Source organism: Sphingopyxis sp. TUF1 (assembly GCF_036687315.1).
Classification (GTDB): domain Bacteria; phylum Pseudomonadota; class Alphaproteobacteria; order Sphingomonadales; family Sphingomonadaceae; genus Sphingopyxis; species Sphingopyxis kveilinensis.
This window is the reverse complement of sequence record NZ_CP144683.1, coordinates 3,090,653-3,112,898: the sequence shown is the minus strand read 5'-3', so window position 1 is coordinate 3,112,898 and position 22,246 is coordinate 3,090,653. Positions and strand designations below refer to the sequence as shown.

Annotated in this window: 27 protein-coding genes; 7 read left to right on the top strand and 20 right to left on the bottom strand. The window is 65.5% G+C overall.

Annotated features, from left to right (window positions below; translation table 11 throughout):
- Window positions 1-61: 61 nt before the first annotated feature.
- Together VSX77_RS14625 and VSX77_RS14620 are read left to right on the top strand one after the other, a co-directional pair.
- Window positions 62-499: a hypothetical protein gene (locus tag VSX77_RS14625; RefSeq protein WP_338425337.1), complete on the top strand. Its 438-nt coding sequence runs from the start codon at window positions 62-64 to the stop codon at window positions 497-499.
- Window positions 496-1,419 (top strand): cation diffusion facilitator family transporter, encoded by a 924-nt coding sequence (locus tag VSX77_RS14620; protein ID WP_338425336.1) that lies wholly within the window; start codon window positions 496-498, stop codon window positions 1,417-1,419. Before VSX77_RS14625 ends, VSX77_RS14620 begins: the two co-directional genes overlap by 4 nt.
- Here the strand turns inward: VSX77_RS14620 and VSX77_RS14615 are convergent.
- Both VSX77_RS14615 and VSX77_RS14610 read right to left on the bottom strand, forming a co-directional pair.
- Window positions 1,416-2,402, bottom strand: a complete 987-nt coding sequence (locus VSX77_RS14615; protein ID WP_338427283.1) for an LLM class flavin-dependent oxidoreductase — start codon at window positions 2,400-2,402, stop codon at window positions 1,416-1,418. The genes VSX77_RS14620 and VSX77_RS14615 overlap by 4 nt on opposite strands.
- 137 nt (window positions 2,403-2,539) lie before the next feature.
- On the bottom strand, window positions 2,540-2,992 hold the full coding sequence (locus VSX77_RS14610) for an Lrp/AsnC family transcriptional regulator (RefSeq protein WP_338425335.1): 453 nt from the start codon (window positions 2,990-2,992) through the stop codon (window positions 2,540-2,542).
- Between the two features lie 73 nt (window positions 2,993-3,065).
- Between VSX77_RS14610 and VSX77_RS14605 the strand changes: the two genes are divergently transcribed.
- Window positions 3,066-3,656, top strand: coding sequence for a LysE family translocator (locus VSX77_RS14605; protein ID WP_338425334.1), 591 nt, complete (start codon window positions 3,066-3,068; stop codon window positions 3,654-3,656).
- A 63-nt stretch (window positions 3,657-3,719) separates the two neighbouring features.
- On the top strand, window positions 3,720-4,736 hold the full coding sequence (locus VSX77_RS14600; RefSeq protein ID WP_338425333.1) for an aldo/keto reductase: 1,017 nt from the start codon (window positions 3,720-3,722) through the stop codon (window positions 4,734-4,736).
- Window positions 4,737-4,815: 79 nt separating this feature from the next.
- Here the strand turns inward: VSX77_RS14600 and VSX77_RS14595 are convergent, their stop codons facing one another.
- Window positions 4,816-5,412, bottom strand: a complete 597-nt coding sequence (locus VSX77_RS14595; protein ID WP_338425332.1) for a hypothetical protein — start codon at window positions 5,410-5,412, stop codon at window positions 4,816-4,818.
- 47 nt (window positions 5,413-5,459) lie between these two features.
- Between VSX77_RS14595 and VSX77_RS14590 the strand changes: the two genes are divergently transcribed.
- Window positions 5,460-5,927: a DUF411 domain-containing protein gene (locus tag VSX77_RS14590; RefSeq protein ID WP_338425331.1), complete on the top strand. Its 468-nt coding sequence runs from the start codon at window positions 5,460-5,462 to the stop codon at window positions 5,925-5,927.
- A 108-nt stretch (window positions 5,928-6,035) separates the two neighbouring features.
- Here the strand turns inward: VSX77_RS14590 and VSX77_RS14585 are convergent, their stop codons facing one another.
- From VSX77_RS14585 to glmU, 9 genes are all read right to left on the bottom strand, one after another.
- On the bottom strand, window positions 6,036-6,902 hold the full coding sequence (locus tag VSX77_RS14585) for a dienelactone hydrolase family protein (protein ID WP_338425330.1): 867 nt from the start codon (window positions 6,900-6,902) through the stop codon (window positions 6,036-6,038).
- A gap of 248 nt (window positions 6,903-7,150) precedes the next feature.
- A complete protein-coding gene (locus VSX77_RS14580) occupies window positions 7,151-7,816 on the bottom strand; it encodes an HAD family hydrolase (protein ID WP_338425329.1) in 666 nt (221 codons plus the stop codon).
- Between the two features lie 4 nt (window positions 7,817-7,820).
- Complete coding sequence (locus VSX77_RS14575; protein ID WP_338425328.1) at window positions 7,821-8,234, bottom strand: GFA family protein; 414 nt, start codon at window positions 8,232-8,234, stop codon at window positions 7,821-7,823.
- Complete coding sequence (gene glmS, locus VSX77_RS14570; RefSeq protein ID WP_338425327.1) at window positions 8,231-10,054, bottom strand: glutamine--fructose-6-phosphate transaminase (isomerizing); 1,824 nt, start codon at window positions 10,052-10,054, stop codon at window positions 8,231-8,233. Before glmS ends, VSX77_RS14575 begins: the two co-directional genes overlap by 4 nt.
- A 17-nt stretch (window positions 10,055-10,071) precedes the next feature.
- Window positions 10,072-10,452: a PIN domain-containing protein gene (locus tag VSX77_RS14565; protein WP_338425326.1), complete on the bottom strand. Its 381-nt coding sequence runs from the start codon at window positions 10,450-10,452 to the stop codon at window positions 10,072-10,074.
- Window positions 10,449-10,823, bottom strand: coding sequence for a CopG family transcriptional regulator (locus tag VSX77_RS14560; RefSeq protein WP_338425325.1), 375 nt, complete (start codon window positions 10,821-10,823; stop codon window positions 10,449-10,451). The genes VSX77_RS14565 and VSX77_RS14560 overlap by 4 nt, the downstream gene beginning before the upstream one ends.
- Before the next feature lie 31 nt (window positions 10,824-10,854).
- Window positions 10,855-11,319 (bottom strand): GNAT family N-acetyltransferase, encoded by a 465-nt coding sequence (locus VSX77_RS14555; protein WP_338425324.1) that lies wholly within the window; start codon window positions 11,317-11,319, stop codon window positions 10,855-10,857.
- On the bottom strand, window positions 11,316-11,630 hold the full coding sequence (locus tag VSX77_RS14550; RefSeq protein WP_338425323.1) for a hypothetical protein: 315 nt from the start codon (window positions 11,628-11,630) through the stop codon (window positions 11,316-11,318). Before VSX77_RS14550 ends, VSX77_RS14555 begins: the two co-directional genes overlap by 4 nt.
- Window positions 11,627-12,988, bottom strand: coding sequence for a bifunctional UDP-N-acetylglucosamine diphosphorylase/glucosamine-1-phosphate N-acetyltransferase GlmU (glmU, locus tag VSX77_RS14545; RefSeq protein WP_338425322.1), 1,362 nt, complete (start codon window positions 12,986-12,988; stop codon window positions 11,627-11,629). The genes VSX77_RS14550 and glmU overlap by 4 nt, the downstream gene beginning before the upstream one ends.
- Window positions 12,989-13,035: 47 nt before the next feature.
- Here glmU and VSX77_RS14540 point away from each other — a divergent pair, with 47 nt between their 5' ends.
- Window positions 13,036-13,704: an HAD-IA family hydrolase gene (locus tag VSX77_RS14540; RefSeq protein ID WP_338425321.1), complete on the top strand. Its 669-nt coding sequence runs from the start codon at window positions 13,036-13,038 to the stop codon at window positions 13,702-13,704.
- A 23-nt stretch (window positions 13,705-13,727) separates the two neighbouring features.
- On the opposite strand, the gene VSX77_RS14535 is transcribed toward VSX77_RS14540, so the two are convergent.
- From VSX77_RS14535 to VSX77_RS14500, 8 genes are all read right to left on the bottom strand, one after another.
- Complete coding sequence (locus VSX77_RS14535; RefSeq protein ID WP_338425320.1) at window positions 13,728-14,744, bottom strand: nucleotidyltransferase domain-containing protein; 1,017 nt, start codon at window positions 14,742-14,744, stop codon at window positions 13,728-13,730.
- Window positions 14,741-15,607: an HprK-related kinase A gene (locus tag VSX77_RS14530; protein ID WP_338425319.1), complete on the bottom strand. Its 867-nt coding sequence runs from the start codon at window positions 15,605-15,607 to the stop codon at window positions 14,741-14,743. The genes VSX77_RS14535 and VSX77_RS14530 overlap by 4 nt, the downstream gene beginning before the upstream one ends.
- The gene (locus VSX77_RS14525) at window positions 15,604-15,885 is read right to left on the bottom strand and encodes an HPr-rel-A system PqqD family peptide chaperone (RefSeq protein WP_338425318.1); all 282 of its coding nucleotides are present in this window, start codon (window positions 15,883-15,885) and stop codon (window positions 15,604-15,606) included. The genes VSX77_RS14530 and VSX77_RS14525 overlap by 4 nt, the downstream gene beginning before the upstream one ends.
- A complete protein-coding gene (locus VSX77_RS14520) occupies window positions 15,878-16,324 on the bottom strand; it encodes a MarR family winged helix-turn-helix transcriptional regulator (protein WP_338425317.1) in 447 nt (148 codons plus the stop codon). Before VSX77_RS14520 ends, VSX77_RS14525 begins: the two co-directional genes overlap by 8 nt.
- A 218-nt stretch (window positions 16,325-16,542) precedes the next feature.
- Window positions 16,543-18,609: a TonB-dependent receptor gene (locus VSX77_RS14515; protein ID WP_338425316.1), complete on the bottom strand. Its 2,067-nt coding sequence runs from the start codon at window positions 18,607-18,609 to the stop codon at window positions 16,543-16,545.
- A complete protein-coding gene (maiA, locus tag VSX77_RS14510) occupies window positions 18,606-19,238 on the bottom strand; it encodes a maleylacetoacetate isomerase (RefSeq protein WP_338425315.1) in 633 nt (210 codons plus the stop codon). The genes VSX77_RS14515 and maiA overlap by 4 nt, the downstream gene beginning before the upstream one ends.
- A 158-nt stretch (window positions 19,239-19,396) precedes the next feature.
- Window positions 19,397-20,428, bottom strand: coding sequence for an SO2930 family diheme c-type cytochrome (locus VSX77_RS14505; protein WP_338425314.1), 1,032 nt, complete (start codon window positions 20,426-20,428; stop codon window positions 19,397-19,399).
- Window positions 20,425-21,627: a parallel beta-helix domain-containing protein gene (locus VSX77_RS14500; protein ID WP_338425313.1), complete on the bottom strand. Its 1,203-nt coding sequence runs from the start codon at window positions 21,625-21,627 to the stop codon at window positions 20,425-20,427. The genes VSX77_RS14505 and VSX77_RS14500 overlap by 4 nt, the downstream gene beginning before the upstream one ends.
- 95 nt (window positions 21,628-21,722) lie before the next feature.
- On the opposite strand from VSX77_RS14500, the gene VSX77_RS14495 reads away from it, so the two are divergent.
- Window positions 21,723-22,136, top strand: a complete 414-nt coding sequence (locus VSX77_RS14495) for a DUF2147 domain-containing protein (RefSeq protein WP_338425312.1) — start codon at window positions 21,723-21,725, stop codon at window positions 22,134-22,136.
- Window positions 22,137-22,246: the final 110 nt, after the last annotated feature.

The window sequence follows — 22,246 nt, the reverse complement described above, 5'->3', positions numbered from 1 at the left end:
AGCCGCGTCAACATGAGTGCTGGCCGTGCAACCAAGGCGAAGCCGCTGCGTTCGCGGAACGATGAATCGCGCATTCGCTCCGCTTATCCTTGTTGCGGCACTTGCCGGATGCAACACGTTGCCGCGTGACGCCGAGGGGAGCACCGAAAGAATTGCGCGCGAAGGGGAAATGCATGTCGCGGTGCTTCCGGGGACGCCCGACGCCCCACCCGCGCTCGCTTTGCTTACCCACTATGCGAAGCAACATGATGCCCAGCTCAAGGTCGTCAGTCTTTCTGCCGAACATGCGCTACGCGGATTGGAGGATGGGGAACTCGACGCCGTCGTCGGCCATTTCGCGAAGGGATCGCCATGGATGACCGATGTTTCGCTGTCAAAGCCCGTCGGCCAGGCCGAGCCGGTGGATAGTCGGCAGCCTATACTGCGCATCGCACGGCGCAACGGCGAAAACGCCCTGATCCTTGCGATCGATCGCGCCGTCACGGACAGCGCCAAATGAACCTTCATGGCGGCATTCCGGCAGTAATCGCAGCCGACGTTCGGCGCGGCGAACGACTCGAATTGTGGACGCTTGGCTGGATGGGAAGCGTCGTGATCGTGATGTGGCTGGTGATGGGCGCCAGCCAGGCAATGAAGGCCGCGGTGATCGAAGATCTGTTGAGCCTCGTGCCCGCAATCGTTTTCCTGCTCGCTGCCCGGTGGGAGCGTCGCCACCCCAATCCGCGCTTTCCCTTCGGCTATCGCCGTGCGAACAGCCTCGCCTTCCTCGTCGCGGCGACCGCATTGCTCTCGGTCGGCGCCTTTCTCGCCTATGAAAGCATAACAACGCTGCTGCGGCAGGAACATCCGACCGTCGGCGGCATCACGCTTTTCGGGCACACGATCTGGCTTGGCTGGCTGATGCTCGCCGCCCTCGCTTATTCGGTTGTTCCACCGATGATCCTCGGACGGCTCAAGCATCCCGTCGCCGAACGGATCAAGGACAAGGTCCTCCACACCGACGCGTTGATGCAAAAGGCCGACTGGCAGACGGGGCTGGCCGGCATGGCAGGTGTCGTTGGCATCGGGCTGGGCTGGTGGTGGGCCGACGCCACGGCCGCGCTGTTCATTTCATTTTCGATCGGCAAGGACGCGGTCGGCGCGCTCGAACAGGCCGTCGCCGAGCTGCTCGACGGGACGCCCCGCGCGCTTGATTCCAATGAACTGTCCGACGATGCCACCGCGCTGATCGCCGCGCTCAAGGCCCGGTTCGGCGATGTCGAGGTGCGGCTGCGCGAAACCGGGCGCTATATCGCCGCCGAAGTCGACTGCCCGCCACCACCCAAAATTCCGACCGCAGAGGAGTTGATGGGCCCCGATGCGAAATGGCGGCTCGCCAGCATGAGCTTCCGGCCCGCGACGTCTGACGATCCGGATTAAAGGCCCTCGGTCGCTTTCATCGTCAATGCGAGCGAATGTTTGCGCGCTTCATGGTCATAAATCGAGGACGCGATGATGACTTCATCGACCCCGGTGCGCGCGATAAAGCCTTTCAAGCCCGCCGCGATGTCGTCGATCGTCCCTATTGCCGAACATTGCAGCACATGGTCGAGGATCGCGCGTGCATTGGGCGGCAGGCTGTCCTTGTATCCCGCGAGCGGCGGTTTCATCCTGCCGGGATTGCCGGTGCGCAGCGCGACGAAGGCCTGTTGCTGCGACGAGGCAAGCAGTTCGGCCTCCTCGCGCGTGTCGGCCGCGAAGGCATTGAACGCCGCGGCAGCGTAGGGCTCGGCAAGCTGCGCCGACGGCTTGAACTGGCGGCGATAGATGTCGAGCGCCTCGTCGAGCGCGTCGGGCGCGAAATGGCTCGCGAAGGCGTAAGGCAGGCCGAGCATCGCCGCGAGCTGCGCGCCAAAGGTGCTCGACCCCAATATCCACAGCGGAATGTGCGTGCCCGCCCCCGGCACCGCGGTGATGCCGAGTTGTTCGTCGCCGGCCAGGAAGGCCTGAAGCTCGAGCACATCCTGCGGGAACTGGCGCTCGTCGCTGGCGAGCGTGCGGCGCAGCGCGCGCGCGACGCGCTGATCCGATCCCGGCGCGCGTCCGAGGCCCAGATCGATACGGCCGGGGAACAGCGCTTCGAGCGTGCCGAACTGCTCGGCGATCACCATCGGCGCGTGGTTCGGCAGCATGATGCCGGCCGATCCGATGCGAATGTGTTGGGTGGCCTGACCCAGATGCGCCAGCACGACCGACGTTGCCGCGCTCGCGATTCCGGTCATGCCGTGATGCTCGGCGACCCAATAGCGGTGGTAGCCGAGCGTTTCGGCATGGCGGGCGAGATCGGCGGCGTTGGCAAGCGACTGCGCAATCGTGCCGGTATCGGCGACGGGTACGAGATCGAGGAAGGAAAGTTTCGTCATGAAACCGATATGCGGTTGGATCATGCAAGGTTCAAGGAGACTCGTCGCCCCCGCGAAGGCGGGGGCCGCAATCGGCCTTTTCCTATGTCGCTGCGCAAACCGACAGCGGCCCCCGCCTCCGCGGGGGCGACGGCTGATTAGGCCCTCTCGTCCTTCGGCGAATCCATCAGCACATAGGTGGTGATCGAATTCACCTGCGGCAGCACGCCCAGCACCTCGGTGTGGAAATGCTTGTAGGACACGAGATCCGCGGTCTCGACACGCAGCAGATATTCGATCGTCCCGGTGATATTATGGCATTCGCGCACTTCGGGCGCGTCGGCCATCGCCGCCTCGAAATCGGCCTGCGACTTCTTGGTGTGCGACGACAGGCCGACGGTCACATAGGCAAGGAAGGTCAGCCCCAGCTTCGCAGGGTCGATGACCGCGCGATAGCCCCGGATTACGCCGCTGCGCTCCAGCTCCTGCACGCGGCGCAGACATGCCGACGGCGACAAGCCGACGCGATCGGCAAGCTCGAGGTTCGAGATTCGCCCGTCGCGGGACAATTCCTGCAATATCTTGCGGCCGATGGTATCAATTTTGGTCATAGATTGCATGATCTATCCGAAATTGGTCTATCTTTGCAATCCATCGCGCATCGATGCGCATTATATTGCTTCCATGAACCAGACTGCCCTCGCCGCGCTTTCCGCCTTCGCGCTCGTGTCGTCGATCACGCCGGGGCCGAACAATATGATGCTGATGGCATCGGGCGCTAATTTCGGCCTGCGCCGTACCGTGCCGCACGCGCTCGGCGTCGGCATCGGATTTATGCTGATGATCGTGCTCGTCGGTGTCGGGCTGATGGGCCTGTTCGACCTGTTCCCTGTCTTGAACCTGGCGCTCAAGGTGGTGAGCGTCGCCTATCTGCTGTGGCTGGCGTGGAAGATCGCCAATGCCGCGGCACCCGATACCGACGGAGGCGCGCGCGGCAAACCGATGAGTTTTGTCCAGGCGATGCTGTTCCAGTGGGTGAACCCCAAGGCCTGGTCGATGGCGCTGACCGCGATCGCGCTCTATGCCCCCGACCGCAATTTCGCCGCGGTGCTGCTCGTCGCGGCAATCTTCGGCCTGATCAACCTGCCCTCTGTCAGCCTGTGGGCGGTGATGGGTGTCTCGCTGCGCGGCTGGCTGTCGAACCCGGCGCGGCTTAGGGCGTTCAATTGGACGATGGCGGCGCTGCTCGTCGGATCGCTCGCGATGCTGATCTGATTGCAAGGTTGCGGCTTGCAACCTACACACGGCGCTCCGCCTTCCCGACCGGAGACCCAATCCATGCAGAGCCGCCGCCTTGGCAAGAGCGCCATCCATGTGTCCGACATCTGCATGGGGACGATGACCTTCGGCAGCCAGACCGACGAGGCTGAAGCCTTCCGCATCCTTGACCGCTGTTTCGACGACGGCATTAGTTTCTATGACACCGCCGAGGGTTATCCGGTCCCACCCGACATCAAATGGGTCGGCCGCACCGAGGAGATCGTCGGGCGCTGGATGAAGACCAAGAACCGCGACGCGATCATTCTCGCGACCAAGGTATCGGGGCCGAGCCATGTGTGGTTCAAGTCGCCGTGCCGCGGCGGCATGACCGCGCTCGACCGCAAGAATATCGTTCAGGCGATCGACGACAGCCTGACGCGGCTCCAGACCGATTATGTCGACCTCTACCAGACCCACTGGCCCGACCATGACGCGCCTTACGACGAGATGATGGACGCGCTCGACGAACTCGTCCGGATCGGCAAGGTCCGCATCCTCGGCTGCTCGAACGAGACGAGCTGGGGATTGATGAAATCGCTCGCCGCGTCGGAGCGGCTGGGCGCCGCGCGTTACCATACGATCCAGAATAATTTCAGCCTCAACAACCGCCGTTTCGAGGATGAACTGGCGCAGGTGTGCAAACAGGAAGGCGTCAGTTTGCTCCCCTATTCGCCGCTCGCCGGCGGGGTGCTGTCGGGCAAATATCAGGGCGGCGCGACGCCCGAGGGTGCGCGCTTCTCGCGCTATCTCGCGATGGAGGGGCGGCAGGCGGCGATGGGCCGCCGCTTCGTCAACGAAAAAAGCCTCGCGGCGGCCGAACGCTATTTGCAGATCGCGGCGGACGCGGGGCTGCACCCGGTGACGATGGCGACCGCCTGGTCGAAACAACATGATTTCGTCGCGTCGACGATCGTCGGGGTGAGCGCTTATGATCAGCTCGATCCGATCCTCGATGCCGCCGACCTCATCCTGCCCGATGAGGTGATGAAGGCGCTGCACAAGGTCAGCAAGGAAATCCTCTACCCGATGGGGTGAGTACCGAATGCCGTCATTGCGAGGAGCCGAAGGCGACGCGGCAATCCAGAGCTGCGCAACGCCGCTCTGGATTGCTTCGCTACGCTCGCAATGACGAACCTCCTTCGGGCGAGGCGATCACACGCAAAGTCGGCCAATCAAGAGTCAGTGCCTCACCGACCCGCAGCGCGCGCCACGCCTTTGACAGCCGGTCGAAATCCGCGAACACGCGTGGCCGCTCGGCGTCGATCCGCGCGCGTTCGTCGGCACTGAGCGAGGCGCGCGTCCGCTCCGCCTCCCCCAGCGCCGCACGCTGCGCCGCGCTGTCGGCGCGCTTGTGGCTGCGCCAGTCGATGTCGAACACGAACGCGGCAAGTTCGGACAATTCGCCGTCGCGTCCTTGCGCCTTCACCAGCTTGGCGCCCTTCGCAACCTGCTTGCGCGCGGCGCGCTGACGGTCCTTTGCCGACAGATCGTCGGCGGCGACCCGGAAGGAGCCCGCATCGCCGCCGTTCGCAATCTGGCCGAACACCCCCGATTTCAGCCCCAGTGCTGCTTCGACGACGAAATGCACCATGTCGTGCGGGACGTCGGGATCGAATCCCGGCGCGGGATCCATTACCAGCGTCGGCGCGCCTGCACGTTCGATCTTCATGCTGTACCGGCGCTCGCCGGAGCGGATAAAATGGACTTTCATGCGTCGGGCCTATAGCTTCGATAAGGTAACTGCCAAAAGGATTTGCGATGTTTTCTGCCCGTCGTACGTTGTTTGCCCTCGCCGCCTCCGTCGCTGCCATCGGCACCGCGCACGCCGCGAACCCGGTGATGTTCCGCGATGTCGGCTGCGGCTGCTGCCTCAAATGGCTCGAACAGGTTAAGGCATCGTTCGGCGGAAAGGTCGCGGTAGTCAACTCGGCCGACATGGCGGCGGTGAAGGACAAGCAGGGCGTGCCGCAGGCGCTGCGCAGTTGCCACACCGTGCTCGTCGGTGGCTATGTGATCGAGGGCCATGTGCCCGCAAAGGACATCGCCCGCCTGCTCCGCGAGAAGCCGAAGGGCGTGAAGGGGCTTGCCGTGGGCGGGATGCCGATCGGATCGCCCGGCATGGAGCACGGCGATCACCGCGAAGCCTATAAGGTCATGACCTTCGGCCCCGGCGGTCAGCGCGTTTATGCGAGCTATGCCGCGGGCGGCGGCGCACACGCGCACTGATTTTCGCGCATAGCCCCCGTTCGCATCGAGCGAAGTCGAAATACCCATCGTCAGCACACGCGCTCAGCGGGTCTCGACTTCGCTCGACACGAACGGCATCAAGCCTGTTTACAAACTCGCCTTGAACAACTCGCCCTGGCGGCTCCAAGCCTTTTCGGCCTGCACTTCGTCATAGACGCGGCCGTCGGGCGGGCACCAGCCGTGCTGCGCCGGATAGACCTCGACCTCATGCCACTCCGGGCGCGGTTCGAGCACGGCCTTCAGCAAGACTTTCTCGTTCGGCGTTTCCTTGTCGTCATCCTCGCCGATGGCGAAAAGATAGCCGGCCTTGCTGGCGGCGATCAGCAGGTGCGGGCTGTCGGGCTTGTCGGTGGCGACGCTGGCGCCGTGAAAGCTCGCCGCCGCGCCGACCCGATCGGGCTTCAGCGCCGCGGTATAGATGGTCATCGGCCCGCCCATGCAATAGCCGCTCGTACCGATCTTCCGCTTGGTATCAACCTCCGCCTGCGCATCGAGGAAGGCAAGGTGCGCCGCGGCGTCGGTTTCGACGAGCGGGCGCTTCAATTCCCTGTAATAACCGAACAATTTTTCACGCACGGCGGCGACACCCCAATCATTCTGGGCATCGACAACCGGCGCCTTTTGCCAGCGATAGAAGGGATTGACGCACAGCACAGCATAGCCTTCGCCGGCCAATCGCTCGGCCATCTGGCGAAAGGCGGGGCGCAGCCCGCGAATGTCGGGCCACATCAGCACGGCGGGATGCTTGCCTTCCGCCGGTGCGACGAAATAGGCATCGCAGACGCCGCCGGCGGTCTTAATCGTAACGTCGCGGCCCTTCACCGGCTTGCCCGCCATCGCGCGCGCAGGCAGCGCCGCCATGAGCGCGCCGACGCCCGCGAGCGCGGCAAAGCTGCGGCGCGATACGGGCATTCCGGCGCGGTCGCGCTCGGCTTCCATCTTTTCGGTACACATGCAAAAACTCTCCTTGGGGGCTTTTTCGGAAAGTCGCAGAAAACTGCGCAACTTCACTCGCAATTTGATTTTTTGACCGGCCATCGGGACCGAACCGGCCGCAAAACTAATCCAGCATCGCCCTGTAGGATAGTGATTTTTTTGGCTCTCTTTGTGACGAAGCCATGAGGAGGGGGACGGCGCCCGCGGGGCGTGGTGGGCGCAACGTCGGCACCATTGCCCCTCTTGTGTCAGCCCTTGGCGCATCGCTACGCGACAGCGAGGATGCGTATCTCCTCAAACCCCATCGCCACATGATGCACACCGACCTCGCGCAGCATAGTGCCGTGCGCCGCGCGATCGACGATATGCCCCGCGCCGCAAAAGCCGACCACGGTCATGCCCGCTGCAAGCGCCGCCTGCGCGCCAGTCGGCGAATCTTCGATCGCAAGGCAACGTGCCGGTTCGACTTCCAGCCCCTTCGCCGCGGCCAGATAGATGTCGGGGTGCGGCTTCCCGCGATCCCACCCGTCGGCGCTGTAGACATGCGCCCCGAAATGATGACCGAGCCCAAACAGGCCAAGCGCCCAGCCGATATATTCGGCGCGGCTCGACGAGGCGATCGCGCGCGGCATCGGTCCCAGCGCATCCAGAAAGTCGGCGACGCCCGGCACCGCGTCGAATCCTTCCATATAACGCGCCCGCGCCCGTTCGCGGTGCGTCTCGCGAAAATCGGCGGGCAGCGGGCGGCCGTAACGCGCCTCGATCCGCCGCTGCGTCTCCTGCCAATTATGGCCGTAATAGTCGCGCAGGCACTCGTCATAGGTCGCGGGCATCCCCGCCGCGGTCAGGCTTTCGGCAAGCGACTGGTTCGCGCGCACCTCGCTGTCGGCGACGACGCCGTCGAAGTCGAAGATCACCGCTGCGTAGGACATGGCGTCAGGGCATGACCCCGGCATCGCGCGCATAATCCCACGCCCCCTCGCCCGACCAGCCGCGCCCGTCGGGAAAGACGAGCCGCAGCCCGCTGAGCCGTTCCGGCGCGAACAGCCGCATGTTGACGCCCATCATATCGACCTCCCCGCCCATCCGCTCAATCAGCCCCGCGGTCGCCGACCAGTGCGTCGCGCAGCCGCACGTCGCGCAGAAATGCAGATCCGAATTCGGGTTCGCCCGGTCGGGACGATTATAGGTCTGCGTCGGACCTTCGATGATCACATCGCGCGGCGAGTAATAGGCCCAGAGGATGCCGTGAGAATAGCAGAGCGAGCAATTGCATTCAGCGATCTCTTCGGGCGGCTTAGTAAGCCGCACCGAGACGGCGCCGCAGTGGCAGCTTGCTTCCCAGCTCACTCAACCGTCACTGACTTCGCCAGATTCCGCGGCTGGTCGACATCCGTCCCCTTCGCCACCGCCACATGATAGGCCAAGAGCTGCACCGGCACCGCATAGACGAGCGGCGCGATCAGCGGGTGGACTTTGGGCATTTCGATCGTCGCCATGCAGCCCTCGCCCGCTTCGGCGATGCCGTCGGCGTCGCTGATCAGCACAACCTTGCCGCCGCGTGCCATCACTTCGTGCATGTTGCTGACCGTCTTTTCAAACAGCGGACCGCTCGGCGCGAGGACGATCACCGGGACGGCTTCGTCGATCAGCGCGATCGGGCCATGCTTCATTTCACCCGACGCATAGCCTTCGGCGTGGATATAGCTGATTTCCTTGAGCTTGAGCGCGCCTTCAAGCGCCAGCGGATAATCGGGACCGCGGCCCAGATAAAGCACGTCGCGCGCCGGGGCGACGAGGTGCGCCATCGCGGCGATGTCTTCGTCGTGCGCGAGCGCGGCGTTGAGCGCAGCGGGCGCTTCGATCAGATGCCTGACGATCTCGCGCTCCTCGTCGGCGCTGAGCTTGCCCTTCCTGAGCGCGAGATGCGCGGCGAGCGCGGCGAGCACCGCGAGCTGGCAGGTAAAGGCCTTGGTCGATGCGACGCCGATCTCCGGCCCCGCGTGGGTGGGGAGCAGCAAATCGGCCTCGCGCGCCATGCTGCTCGTCGGAACATTGACGACGACCGCGATCGTCTGCCCGTTGCCCTTGCAATGGCGGAGCGCCGCGAGCGTGTCGGCGGTCTCGCCCGATTGCGAGATGAACAGCGCGAGCCCGCCGGGTTGCAGCACGGGATCGCGGTAGCGGAACTCGCTGGCGACATCAATGTCGACGGGGACGCGCGCGAAAGTTTCGAACCAATATTTGGCGACCATCCCCGCGTAAAAGCTGGTGCCGCACGCGACGATGGTGATGCGATCTACGCCCGCAAGGTCGAAATCCATCTGCGGCAGTGCGACGGTCTGTTCGAGCGGGCGGATGTAGGAGGAGAGCGTCTGCGCAACCACGGTGGGCTGCTCGAAAATCTCCTTCTGCATGAAATGGCGATAATTGCCCTTTTCGACCGCCGCGGCGGTGACGCCCGAGGTGGTAATCTCGCGCGTTACAGGGTTATTTTTGGCGTCGTAAATCTGTGCGCCGTCGCGCGTGATAACGACCCAGTCGCCCTCGTCGAGATAGGCGATCTTTTGCGTCAGCGGCGCGAGCGCCAAGGCATCGCTGCCAAGATAGGTCTCCCCCTCGCCGTAGCCGACGACGAGCGGTGAGCCGAGGCGGGCTCCGATGAGCAAATCGGGATGCTGGCGAAAGGCGATGGCGAGCGCAAAGGCGCCGCGAAGCTCAGGCAGCACCGCCTGCACCGCTTCGGTCGGCGACTTGCCTGCCTCGACCTGTTCGCTGACGAGATGCGCGACGACCTCGGTATCGGTCTCGCTCTCGAAACGGCGACCGCGCGCGGTCAGCGCCTCGCGCAGCGGCTTGAAATTCTCGATGATCCCATTGTGGACAAGCGCGACCTCGCCCGTCGCGTGCGGGTGCGCGTTGCTAGTCGTCGGCGCGCCGTGCGTTGCCCAGCGCGTGTGCGCGATGCCGACGGTGCCGGGCGCAGGGTTGCCGGCGAGTTCCTTCACCAGATTGCCCAGCTTGCCCTCGGCACGGCGGCGGATCAGCTGGCCGTCCTGCACGGTGCAGACGCCCGCCGAGTCATAGCCGCGATACTCCATGCGCTTGAGGCCATCGACCAGGCGCTCGGCGACCTGATCCTTGCCGATAATTCCGATGATTCCGCACATGTGGGTCTGCTTTCGTCCTAGAGCGTATAGGGGACACGGATGCCCGGCATGTTGGCCGGGAAATCCTTGATGTTTCGGGTAATGAGTACGCGACCGCGCGTTTGGGCGGTGGCAAGGATCATGGCGTCGGGCGACTTCAGCCGCGGCCGGTCGCGGCGCAGCGCCGCTGCCCTCGCAGAGATTTCGTCGTCGATTTCATCGAGACCGAAATGCGCCAGAAACGCCATGGCTTCCTTGACAACGCTTTCGTCGCCCTTGGACATCACTTCGATCCACGCCATCCGGCTGATCCACGGGCGGGCGCCATTGCGCGCGGCGCGCTGGATTTCGACCCGCGCCGGCGGATAACCGGCAAGCGCGTCGATGACGATATTTGCATCGAACGTATAACCGCTCACTTGGGGTGCGGGCTCTTCGGCTCGGGATATTTCCCGGCAATCATATCGAGATAGATTTGCCGCTGGCGGTCATCCTCGGCGTCGAACATGTCCGGCGATTCTGCGCGCACTTCCTCATAATCATCATCCCAGGGCCGCGTCCATTCGGCCCGGCGCTTCCGGTCATAATCATAGGGATCAACAGAAATGCCGTTTCGGGACCAGAGCCCGAAGCCGCGATCGATCCAATCGCCATCATCCGACGCCGGCCGAGCCTGATAGGCCGCGACGGCATCGCGCAGCACAGCCGCCCGGCTTTTGCCCTGTTCATAGGCAATACGGTCGAGACGCTTGATCTCTTCATCGGGAAGATCGGCGAGAATGCGGGTCATTGATATAATGATATCATATCATGATATCATGTCAATCGGGGAACATCTTGCGATACACGATGAAGCCCGACTTTTCGGCGATCTGATCGTACAACATCATCGCCGTCTCGTTCGTTTCATGCGTCAGCCAGTAAACGCGCGGCAATCCTTGTACCTTTGCGGCGGCATAGACCGCTTCGATCAGCGCGCGCCCGACGCCCTTCCCGCGCGCATCGGCAGCGGTGAAAAGATCCTGGAGATAGAGCGAGGGCAAGAGCGCCGTCGTGCTGCGGTGCAGGAGATAGTGGACCAGGCCCAGCAGCAATCCATCCTGTTCGGCGACGAGCGCGGTCAGCGGTTCGTAGGGGTCGAAGAAGCGCTCCCACGTCGCGGCGGTGATTTTAGGCGCCAACGCGGTGTCGCCGCTGCGCCCATAGAAAGCGTTATAGCCATCCCACAGCGGCAGCCACTGGTCATAATCGGCGCGCGTCGCCGCTCGGACGATCAACGCGCTCATGCGCGCCCGAAATTGCGGTCGACGAAGATCATTGCGAACTGCACCGGATCGGGCGCCGCGCCGTTTCCCTCGGCAAAGCGCGCTTTGCCGTCCAGCCAGATCTTGCGGATCTGCGCGGGCAGTTCGGGCCCGAACTTCATCTGCTGCTCAACGATCTGCTCCCAGCTGCCTTTGAGCCCGAAACTTTGCTCAAGCTGCGGCACCATCGCCTTGCAATAGGTCTCGGTCGCCGCGTCGAGGTGGCCGATCGCTTTCAGCACCCAGGCGTCGACGAAACGCAGGAACGGCTGGTCGGTGTAGCGATCGCTCATTTCTTCTCTGCCTTCTTCTTGCGCATCGCGTCGTGGAAGCGGTCGGCCCAGCCGGGTTTGACCAGCTGCTCGCCGCGGACGATGCGCAGCTCGCCATCGGCGACGTCGCGCGTCACCGTGCTTCCCGCGGCAACGATCGCGTCGGCGCCGATCTTGACCGGCGCGACGAGCGCGCTGTTCGATCCGATGAAGGCCCGTTCGCCAATCTCTGTCCTATACTTAAAATAGCCGTCGTAATTGCAGGTGATCGTCCCCGCGCCGATGTTCGCGCCCGCCCCGACGCTGGCGTCGCCAATGTACGACAGGTGGTTTGCCTTGGCGCCCTTCCCTAGTACCGCCTTCTTTACCTCGACGAAATTGCCGATCTTCGCCTTTTCGCCGAGCACCGTGCCGGGCCGCAGCCGCGCAAAGGGTCCGACTTCGCAGCCTACGCCGACGGTGGCTCCTTCGATATGGCTGAAGGCGCGGATCGTCGCGCCATCGGCAATGTTGACGCCGGGGCCGAAGACGACATTGGGCTCGATCGTGACATCGCGGCCGAGTTCGGTGTCCCAGGAAAACCACACGGTTTCGGGCGCGCGCAGCGACGCGCCCCCGGCCATGGCTTCGTCGCGCCTGAACGCCTGCCATTGCGCTTCGGCGGCCGCGAGTTCGGCGCGGCTGTTGATGCCCGCAACGTCATCGGGAGCGGTCTTCACGACCGCACAATGGCGCCCGTCGGCGTTCGCGATGTTCACGATGTCGACTAGGTAAAATTCCTTCGCGGCATTGTCGTCGGTGACGCGCGCGAGCAGCGCGAACAGGTCGCACGCCTTCGCCGCCATCAGCCCCGAATTGCAGAGCCGCACCGCGCGCTCCTCTGGGGTCGCATCCTTGTGCTCGACCATCTTGGTGACATGGTCGCCATCGGTGATGACACGGCCATATTGCAGCGGATCGGCGGGCTCGAAGGCAAGCACGACGACCGCGGGCGCATCGGCGGCGCCGAGCCGGTCGATCATCGCCCGCATCGTCGCGGCGGGGACGAACGGCACGTCGCCATAAAGGATCAGCACATCACCATCGAAATCCGCCAGCGCGCGCTCCGCCTGCTGCACGGCATGGCCGGTGCCGAGCTGCGGTTCCTGGACCGCGAGTTCGGCGGTTCCCGCCAGCGCGGCTTCGAGCTGGTCGGCCTTGTCGCCGACGATCACGACCTTCTTGGCCGGGTTCAATTCGTCGACGCTCGCCATCAGGTGGAGCAGCATCGGCCGCCCGGCGACTGGGTGCAGCACCTTGTGCAAGTCGGACTTCATGCGGGTGCCCTTGCCCGCGGCAAGGACGATAGCGGCGATCGGGTTGCTCATGCGCGCTGCCATGCCAGCAAATCATTGCGGTTTCCAGCACATCGCGCCATGCGCGGCCGATGAACGGATTTCCCTTTGAGATCGTCGGCTTCGACCTCGACGGCACGCTCGTCGATACGCTCGGCGACCTCGCCGCGGCAGTCAATCACGCGCTGGCGCTAATGGACCGCGCGCCGCTGAGCGAAGCGGCGGTGCGGCCGATGATCGGGCGCGGTGCCAAACATATGCTCGAACAGGGGCTGCGCGCGACCGGCGGTGCGCCCGACGGCGCGGTCGAGCGGCTCTACCCCGAACTCCTCCGCTTCTATGACGCGCATATCGCGGTGCAAAGCCGCCCCTTCCCCGGCGCGATCGCGGCGCTCGACCGGCTCGATGCGCTCGGCGTCCGCACCGCAATCGTGACGAACAAGCTCGAAGCGCTCGCGCGCAAGCTGCTCGGCGAGCTGGGGCTGGCCGACCGCATGACGACCATCATCGGCGGCGACACGCTCGGGCCGGGCGGCGCCAAACCCTCACCCGCGCCGATCCGCGCGATGGTCGAGCGATGCGGCGGCGGGCGGGCGGCGTTCGTCGGCGACAGCATCCTCGATATTCAGGCCGCACGCGGCGCGGGCATTCCTAGCGTCGCTGCCGGTTTCGGCTTTCTCGATGGCCCGGTCGCCGAACTCAGCGCCGATCATTTTATCGATCATTTCGACGATCTGGTGCCGCTGCTCGGCAAGCTATAACCCTCCCCTGAAGGGGAGGGGCTCTATGAGCGCTTCCGCCACTTCGTCCACAGATGCTTCGCAAGCATCAGCGGCGGCATCCGCAGCCAGTGCGAGCGGATGTAGAAGGCCTGTTCGAGCAGCGGATGCGTCACCCGCCCCCAATCGTCGCGCGCGAGCAGGCGACGGCGATACCAGCTATCGCTGGCATCCTGTCCGTCCAAGCCCGAAGGCAGCGCGCTCCCATAAAGATCGCGCGCCAGCCGCGCCGCCCGGCGCACCGCGGCGCGCAGCCCATGCAGGTCCGCCCGCGCGTCGAGCTTGGCCCAAAACCCCGCATCAGCAGCGACAAAATCGCGCGTCAGGCAGTGAAAATCCCACAGGTTCCGCAGTCCGCCCTGCAAGTCGCCATCGACGAGCATATGCGCCGCGCAATGCACCGCCATATCGGCGGGGCAGAGAACCGCATGGCCGCCCGCGATGACCACCGCATCGCTGACGAGCGCGAGCGCATCGGGCGTGATCCGGTGCGTGCGCGGCAGGATCGTGTGGTGCACGTCGATCATCCGGTCGCGCGCCTTGTGGATCATCGGCGGCAGCTCGTGCATATGCGCGCGGTAATAGAAATCGTCATAGGGGTCGGACTTCACCCACTCCCACCCCGCATTGAGCAGCGCATTTTCGGCGCGGCGGATGTCGGGGGCGAGCACCAATATATCGAGGTCGCCGATCTGGCGCCCGACGCTGCACGACATTCCCGCGGCAGCATAGGCGGCACCCTTGAGCAGCACGAACTCGATCCCTTCGGGAGCAAGTGCCCGGCGCGCCATTTCGGCTTCCCACAAAGCCTGTGCGGTCGCGACCTGTGCCGCGGCGCGCTGGTCGGCGAAGAGCGCGGCGACCGACGGCGGCAGCGCCGCATCCTCCAGCCGATGCGCAAGCGTCGCCAGCATCGCCTCGGCGCGCGCGACGCCGATCACCCCGTCCCAATCGCGCGGCGTCAGCGTCGCCGCCTCGCGCCGCCCGGCGAGCAGGTCGACGAAGGTCCGCACCGCGCTCATGCGATCGCTTCCGCCCATAGTTGCTCGACCAATGCGATGCCGGTGGCGCTGTCGGGATAGGATATGCCGAACGCGGGCGTTTCGCGCACCAGCCGCGTCAGCGCGGCAAAGCCCGCCTCGCCCAGCGCGACATAGTTGGTCGATGCTTCGGTCAGCCGCACGAACGCCTCGCCCTCGCCCATCGCTTCGATCGCCGCCGCGCCGCCGAAGCGCGGGAACAGGAGGAGCGCCGGGCGCACGGGTTCGTGCATCGCCGCGATGGCGTCGGCGCGCGGCATCAGATGGCGGATGTCGCCCTTGGGCGTGCCCGTGAGCAGCGGCCCCAGCCGCGTCGCATCGACGCGCGCAGCGACCTCGGCGATCGCTTCATTCTTCAGGCTCACTGCCCGCGGAAAGGCGAGCGCCTCGCCGCCCGCAGGATCGATCAGCGTGAACTCGTCGCCCATCAACCGCCAGGTGCCTTCGCCGAGCAGCGCCGCGAGCGTCGATTTCCCCGACCCCGATTCGCCCGACATGATGAGCGCGCGCCCGTCCTTCGCGACCGCGCTCGCATGGAGCAGCAGGTGGCGCCGCCAGCCCAATGCCACCTGCAAATTCATCGCCATCTCGGCGGCGAGCAGCCCCATCGACAGCGGCAGCGGCAGCGCGTCGGGAACGACGAAATCGCCGCCGATATGCACCGACGGGCGCAGCCAGCGCCGCCACGGCCGCGCCGCAAACAACCGCACCGTTGCATCGGCAGGCCGGGTGTCGTCGCGCGGATAGGCGGCGTAGAGCCGGTCGAGCGCCGCGACGGGTTCGCGCCAGTCGCTGCCGATGCGGAATTGCACCGGTCCGACGGCAATGCGGCTCACATATCTCACGCCTTCGCCACCAGCCCCATGTCCGCAAGCTCGGCGAGCCGTTCGGCGACGCGCGCGCGCACGTCGCCCGCATTGCTCAGGTCGAAGGCGGTTTCGAGCCGCTTGACGAGCAGCGCGGCGTCGCACGGTCCCTCGCCCATCAACGCCAGCATTTCGGGAAGCGGCGCGACGACGAGGTGCGTCTGCATCGACCGCCGGTCGAAAATCGCGGTGAGCTCGCCCAGCGGCTCGATGCGCAGCGCGTCCGCCGGCGCGGCGCGATAGGCGGGGTCAGTCATAGGTTTCGGCGGCGGCGACCAGCTTGGCGAGCAAGGCCATCAGCGTCGCGCGTTCGTCGGCGCTCAGGTTGGCCTCCAGCTGCGCCTCGCTCGCGAGCGCCGCGGGGACGATCGCGTCATACAGCGAACGCCCCGTGTCGGTGAGCGCCAGATGATGCGAGCGCCCGTCGGCCTCGTGCGCCTGACGCGCGATCAGCTGGCGGTCGGCCAGCCCCTTCGCGGCGCGGTTCACCGTCACCTTGTCCATGCGTGTCGCCTGGACAAGCTCGCGCTGCGTCTTGGGCGTTCCTTCACCCAGGATCGCCATCAGTCGCCATTCGGGGATCTTGAGACCGAAGCGGTCTTCATATTCGGCGGCAATCCGGCTCGACAGCGCGTTGGAAGCGATCGACAGGCGATAAGGCAGGAAATTGTCGAGATTGAGCTTCTTCGCGGCCATGCTGTCCTGTTTCCCTCACCAACCCCGGCCTACGAAGCCTAAACGGCCTGTTATCGGTGCGCAATCCCGGTGAGCGCGGGATGAAAGGATGATTGCAAGATCGAGGCAGCCGCATCCGTCGCCCCCGCGAAGGCGGGGGCCGCAATCGGCCTTTTCCTCCGTCGCTGCGTAAACCGACAGCGGCCCCCGCCTTCGCGGGGGCGACAGTAGTTTTCGGTTCAGAACGCCATCCGCGCCCCGATCCACAATGTCCGCGGGGTCGCGCGCTCGACAATGCCCGCCGATGAAATCGCCGCGGGGGCCAGTTCGTCGAACAGGTTTTCGCCGCGCGCCTCGACGCTGATCCCGTCTGCCAGCCGCCACGACAGCCCGGCATCGAGCGTCAGCGCATCGTCCAGCCGCAGCAGTCCCAGATCGTCCTCATTCTGCGCGCCGACGTAACGCAGCGTCGCAAAGCCGCCTAGCGGACCGACGGCATTGCTGCGCAGCGACACGCTGCCGCCATGTTTGGCGATCTGCGCCGGTTGCCGCCCATCGAGCACCGCCGCGGTGCCCGACGCATCGACCTCGGCATCGGTATAGGCATATGTCGCGCGCAGCGTCAGCGGGCCGATACCCTGTTCGGCGCTGACCTCAACGCCCTTGCTGTCGATCGCGTCGAGATTCTGCCGCTGGTTGAGGTTCGGTCCCATGGTCACATTGGCGATCGCATCGGTCAGCCGGTTGGCGAAGACTGTCATCGACAGACGGGTGCCTCCCGAAGCCCAGTCGATGCCGACCTCGCCGCCCCACAGCCGCTCGGGCTTCAGCGCCTCATTCGCCATCGTGACCTCGGCGCCGACGCGGAACGGCCGATACAGCTCGTTGAGCGTCGGCAGGCGCCAGCCGCGATAGGCCGCCGCGCGCAGCGCCACGCCATCGCGACTCCACCGCACCCCCGCGCGCCCGCTGCCTTCCCAGCCCTGCCGGTCGGCAAAGCGCGCGTCGCTGATCGGCGCACCGCCGATGTTACCCTCGCGGCGATAGCCGCCGCTCAGCCACCAGCGGTCGACGCGCCCACTCAGCGTCCAGAGAAAACCGTCATTGCGGTCGCCCGCCGTCCATTCGGCAAAGGCGCCGACCGTGTCGCTGCTGCCGCCCGCGCTGCGGTGACGCTGCGGCACGCCCGCGGCGAAGAAAAAATCCTCCTCGGTCCGCCCCGTCGTCCGCCGCCAATCGGCGCCGAGCCGCAGCGGGTTCGTGCCGCCAACCGCCGGACGATATTCGACGCGCGCACCCAGCCCCGTCGCGGGAACGCGCTGGAACAGCACGGGCGCCGCGCTGCTGCGATCCGCCGCGACGCTGGCAAAACCCGTCTCCAGATCGCGGAGCTGGACATAGGCGAGCGCGAGCCATTGCGCGCCGCCCGCGGGGTCGCGGACGAAGCGCAGGCTGGCGTCGACGCCGTCGATCTTGCTTCGGCTGAAATCGGTTCCGCGGTCGCGCCGGTCGGCAAAGCCGCGCAGGCTGGCCTCGATGCGGCTGCTCTCACCCGCGTCGAAGCGGAGGCGCAGGCCCAATCCGCCCTGTTCATAGGGCGCGGCGCGATCGGCGGGGCCGCGCTGGCCCTTGACGACCGGAACGAAACCATCGCCGCGGCTGTAGCGACCGTCGATCGCCACCTGCCCGCTGCCTATCGCCCCGCCCGCGCTCGCCGACATATCCCAGCCATCGCGGCTGCCATAGGCAAGGCTCGCTTCGGCGCCGTCGGTCATCTCCGAATGCAGCCCGATCGTTCCCGCGAGCGCGCCGGGCCCGTCGGCGCCGCTGCCGCCGCCGCGCGTGACGACGATCCCGCCGAGCCGGATCGCGTCATAGGCGCTCCACGCCACCCAGCCGCCGAAGGGGTCGGCCTGCGGCACCCCGTCGAGCGTCACTAGCGCACGGCTCGATGCGTTGCCGCCGAGCCCGCGCAGCGTCACGCCCTGGCTCGTCGGATGCGCGCTGCGCCCGTCGGAGCGGCGGAACTGGACGATGCCCGCCTCGTCGCGCAGGCGGTTTTCGATGCGCGTGCCGAGGCCGGGGTCGAGGTTTGAAATCACGCTGAAACCCTGCGCCGAATCGCCGTCGGGTCGCGGCAGCAGGCCACTGGCTGTAACGACGATAATTTCATGCGGAATGCGCTGGCCAATCCATGCGCAGCAGCCGCCGTCAAATTCTTCGTCGACCTGCCCTTCCGGCGCGTCCTGCGCCATTGCGACACACGGCAGCGCCAGCGCCGCAACACCAGCAAAAAGGCGGATCACGCGGGCTTCACCGCATCGGGATGCGCCTTCTGGAATGCCTCCAGTTCCATGCACGCCGCCTCGATCGCCACCAGCCGCGGATAATCGTCGAGTGGCACGTCGAACCGCCGCGCATTGTACAATTGCGGCACGAGGCAGCAGTCGGCGATCCCGGGCGTGTCGCCGCCAAGGAACCTGCCGTCGCCCGCCATCGCTTCGAGCGCGTCGAAGCCTTGCACGATCCAATGGCGATACCAGCGGTCCTTGGTCTGCTCGTTCAACCCCAGGTCGCGTGTCAGATATTTGAGCACGCGCAGGTTGTTGAGCGGGTGAATGTCGCTCGCAATCACCTGCGCCTGCGCCAGCGCGACCGCGCGCGGCATCGCTTCCTCGGGGATCAGCCGCGGCTGCGGAAAGGTGCGGTCGAGCCAGTCGATGATCGCCATGCTCTGAATGATCGGCTCGCCATCGACGACGAGCATCGGCACGAACCCCTGCGCATTTTGTTCGAGGAACGCGTCGCTGCGCTGCTCGCCCGCGATCAGGCTGACCTCGACGCGCTCATAATTGAGGCCTTTGAGATTGAGCGCAATGCGGACGCGAAAACTGGCCGAGGAGCGGAAATAATCGTGGAGGACGAGGTTGGTCATGCGCGGACCTAAGATAAACCAATGCGGTTTAGCAAGCGCCCGAACATCACAGCATCGTTATTGCGAGGAGCGGAGCGACGAAGCAATCTCCAGCTATCGTCCAAGTGCTCCGGAAGCTGGAGATTGCTTCGCTGCGCTCGCAATGACATTTAGGCGGGTCAGCGCGAACCACCCTCCGGCATTTCCGCAATCCATTGCCGCAGCAGCGCCGCACCCTCCTTATGCACCGTCGACCGCCCGACCTCGGGCATCGCAATGCCGGGATCGGTGCTTTGGAGGCGATAGATCATGAAGCTATGATCCGGCGCTCCCGGCGCAATCGCGAAATCCATGCCCCCGCTGCCGCGCCCCGCCGCGGTCGGGCGCTTGCCGATGCCATAGTTCACGCCTGCGGCATCGTCGGTCCAGCGCAGGAACAGCCCGCTGTTCGACGCGCTGCCCGCCGGATTGTGGCAATGCGCGCAATTGACGTCGAGATAGGCGCGAGCGCGCTCCGCAACGCTGCCGCTGGTCGCATCGTCCCACACGGGCATCGCTGGCTCCAGCGCAGCGGGCTGCGCGAAATAGCGCGCGCGCAGCGCCGCCGGTGCGGCGGGGTCGAGCACGAGATTGCGCGCCTTGGGCCCGATCGGCACGATTTCGCCGTTCAGGCTGTGGCATTCCTTGCACTGATTCTTGTTCGGCACGGCATAGCGGATCGAATGCCGCTCGCCCGCGGCGGTGGCAAAGCTCACCGGCACGCGCCGCCCGCCCAGCGCCAGCGTCGCATCCTTGCCATCGGCATCCCAGATATAGGGCAGCGCCGCCCAGCCCGAGGCGCGGCGGATCAGCAGCCGCGTTTCGACCGGGCGCCCGGCGTTAACGTCGCTCCAGCCGAAGCTCTTGACCAGCACCGTGCCGACCGGAAAGTCGATGGCGCCATCGGCCCCCACCGCAGCCTTTTTTCCATCCGGGATCAGCATGAACCGATGCTTGTCGGCATAATCGCTGAACAAGGGCGTGCGCAGCGTATAGGCGATGCCCGCCACCGGACGGAGCGGATCATTGCCGCGAAACAGGCCGAAGGCGGAGAGCTTCGCGGGCATCGCGTCGCTTTCGACCAGCGCCTCGTCGACGGTCGGCGGGGTAAGCGCCGTGCCGCCGCTACTGCTCAGCAACGCCGCGGCGATCGCGGCAACGACGCGCTTCACCGGATCTTCGCCTCCATACTCGCGGGCAGCGTGATGCCCGGCAGCGGCGCGGGCGCCGTGTCTTTCAGGTCGGCGGGCGAAGGTTTTGCCGCGCTTTGCGGCATCGCCATGTCGGGCAGGTTCAGCGACAGCACGCCGACATCGTCGTTGACGATCGCGTCGCCCGACCCGTCCCACAGCACCGGCGGAAGCGTGCCGCCCATCGCCGCGGCAATCTCGGCGCCGCCGGGGAAGGCGGGGGCATAGCCCGCCTTGCCATGCTGGTTGTCGCGCACGACGATCGCGCGCGGCAACGGCTGATATTTCGGGTCTTTATGCTCGTAGCGGTAACCGACGATCATCACATTGGCGGTGCCGTTCCGGTCGAAAATATTGTCGAAAATCTCGACATTGCGGTTCGCCATCACCAGCACGCCGGTGCCCGTCGGCACACTCGCGACGATATTGCCCGCGGGCGCGAAGTTGGGGACGCTGTTATCGTTGATGATATTGGAAAAGACGCGGACATTGTGCCCGCCCTGCATCGGCAGGCTGGGCAGGTCGAACACCAGGATGCCGCCGGTGTTGCGGTTCGCGATATTGTCGTGAACATCGGCGTCGTAGCTGTTCTCGATCTCGATCCCCGCAACATTTTCAGTCGCGACCGATTCGCGCACGACGATATTCTTCGACTGGCCGACATAGATGCCCGCATCCGACGCGCCGCGGACATAGACGCTGTCGACCAGCACATCGGTGCTTTCGACCGGATAGATGCCATAGGCGCCGTTGGTCGCCTTTGGCCCCGCGGTCCACTCGACGCGCAGCTTGTGATAGACGATACGGTCGGCGCCCTTCGACTTGATGCCGTCGCCTTTCGTATTGAGCACGGCAAAATTGGTGAGCAGCACATCGTCGGATGTGACGAGCAGCCCCTCGCCCGCGCCCTGCTGTCCCGAAAAGTCGAGGATCGACCCGCCCTCGCCCGTCCCCGCGCCGCGCACGGTCACATTGGCAACGTCGAGCGACAGCCCGTCGGTCAGCTTCCACACCCCCGCGCCCAGTTCGACCACATCGCCCGGCTGCGCGAGGATCAGCGCCTCCTGCAATTTTTCGTTGGCGTCGGGGGCATCGGCCGCCACGCCGATCGTCCTGGCCGCCGCAGGCGTCGCCAAAGCCAGTGCAAGACCAAAAGACACGACGAGATGATGGAATCGCATCAGACTCTCCCTTGTTTTTTGCCAGCATGGTGCAAGACTGCGGCAATGCCAAGCCATGTTGCTGACATGGCTGTAGCTAATCCGGGGAGGTCGCATTGTTTCACCGTTATGCCTTGGCGCTCGCCGCCCTTGTCGCCGGTCCCTCGCTCGCCGCCGCGCCGCCCGCCCTCGCGGGCCGCTGGAAAACCGACGACGGCAAGGGCATCGTCGTGATGACGCCGTGCGGCGCCAACATGTGCGGCCATATCGAGCGCCTGCTGATCAAGCAGCCCGCGGGCGGCCAGCTCGACGAACGCAACCCCGACAAGGCCAAGCGCGGCCGCAAGGTCACGGGCCTGCGCATCTATTGGGATCTCGCCCCCGACGGCAACGTCTGGAAGGGTCAGGGCTACAGCCCCGAAGACGGCCGCTATTACAAGGCGCATCTCAGCGTCAAAGGCGACAAGATGATGATGAAAGGCTGCGTTTCGGTCATTTGCCGCACAGTGACGTGGACGAAGATCGGCTAGTTTGGTCCTCCCTGTCGCGAAGCGATGGGGAGGTGGCAGCGCGAAGCGCGGACGGAGGGGCTAATGGCGCGGCCGTCGAAGCCCCTCCACCACCCGCTTCGCGGGCGGTC

Bases quoted from the DNA above. Each gene is read 5' to 3' on its own strand.
- VSX77_RS14595 (WP_338425332.1), bottom strand. From the start codon at position 5,412: ATGAAAGTCCATTTTATCCGCTCCGGCGAGCGCCGGTACAGCATGAAG.
- VSX77_RS14550 (WP_338425323.1), bottom strand. From the start codon at position 11,630: ATGAGCGATCGCTACACCGACCAGCCGTTCCTGCGTTTCGTCGACGCC.
- glmU (WP_338425322.1), bottom strand. From the start codon at position 12,988: ATGGCAGCGCGCATGAGCAACCCGATCGCCGCTATCGTCCTTGCCGCG.
- VSX77_RS14555 (WP_338425324.1), bottom strand. From the start codon at position 11,319: ATGAGCGCGTTGATCGTCCGAGCGGCGACGCGCGCCGATTATGACCAG.
- VSX77_RS14540 (WP_338425321.1), top strand. From the start codon at position 13,036: ATGAACGGATTTCCCTTTGAGATCGTCGGCTTCGACCTCGACGGCACG.
- VSX77_RS14600 (WP_338425333.1), top strand. From the start codon at position 3,720: ATGCAGAGCCGCCGCCTTGGCAAGAGCGCCATCCATGTGTCCGACATC.
- VSX77_RS14620 (WP_338425336.1), top strand. From the start codon at position 496: ATGAACCTTCATGGCGGCATTCCGGCAGTAATCGCAGCCGACGTTCGG.
- VSX77_RS14615 (WP_338427283.1), bottom strand. From the start codon at position 2,402: ATGACGAAACTTTCCTTCCTCGATCTCGTACCCGTCGCCGATACCGGC.
- VSX77_RS14520 (WP_338425317.1), bottom strand. From the start codon at position 16,324: ATGGCCGCGAAGAAGCTCAATCTCGACAATTTCCTGCCTTATCGCCTG.
- VSX77_RS14610 (WP_338425335.1), bottom strand. From the start codon at position 2,992: ATGACCAAAATTGATACCATCGGCCGCAAGATATTGCAGGAATTGTCC.
- glmS (WP_338425327.1), bottom strand. From the start codon at position 10,054: ATGTGCGGAATCATCGGAATTATCGGCAAGGATCAGGTCGCCGAGCGC.
- maiA (WP_338425315.1), bottom strand. From the start codon at position 19,238: ATGACCAACCTCGTCCTCCACGATTATTTCCGCTCCTCGGCCAGTTTT.
- VSX77_RS14585 (WP_338425330.1), bottom strand. From the start codon at position 6,902: ATGTGTACCGAAAAGATGGAAGCCGAGCGCGACCGCGCCGGAATGCCC.
- VSX77_RS14500 (WP_338425313.1), bottom strand. From the start codon at position 21,627: ATGCGATTCCATCATCTCGTCGTGTCTTTTGGTCTTGCACTGGCTTTG.
- VSX77_RS14560 (WP_338425325.1), bottom strand. From the start codon at position 10,823: ATGACCCGCATTCTCGCCGATCTTCCCGATGAAGAGATCAAGCGTCTC.
- VSX77_RS14580 (WP_338425329.1), bottom strand. From the start codon at position 7,816: ATGTCCTACGCAGCGGTGATCTTCGACTTCGACGGCGTCGTCGCCGAC.
- VSX77_RS14525 (WP_338425318.1), bottom strand. From the start codon at position 15,885: ATGACTGACCCCGCCTATCGCGCCGCGCCGGCGGACGCGCTGCGCATC.
- VSX77_RS14605 (WP_338425334.1), top strand. From the start codon at position 3,066: ATGAACCAGACTGCCCTCGCCGCGCTTTCCGCCTTCGCGCTCGTGTCG.
- VSX77_RS14625 (WP_338425337.1), top strand. From the start codon at position 62: ATGAATCGCGCATTCGCTCCGCTTATCCTTGTTGCGGCACTTGCCGGA.
- VSX77_RS14535 (WP_338425320.1), bottom strand. From the start codon at position 14,744: ATGAGCGCGGTGCGGACCTTCGTCGACCTGCTCGCCGGGCGGCGCGAG.
- VSX77_RS14590 (WP_338425331.1), top strand. From the start codon at position 5,460: ATGTTTTCTGCCCGTCGTACGTTGTTTGCCCTCGCCGCCTCCGTCGCT.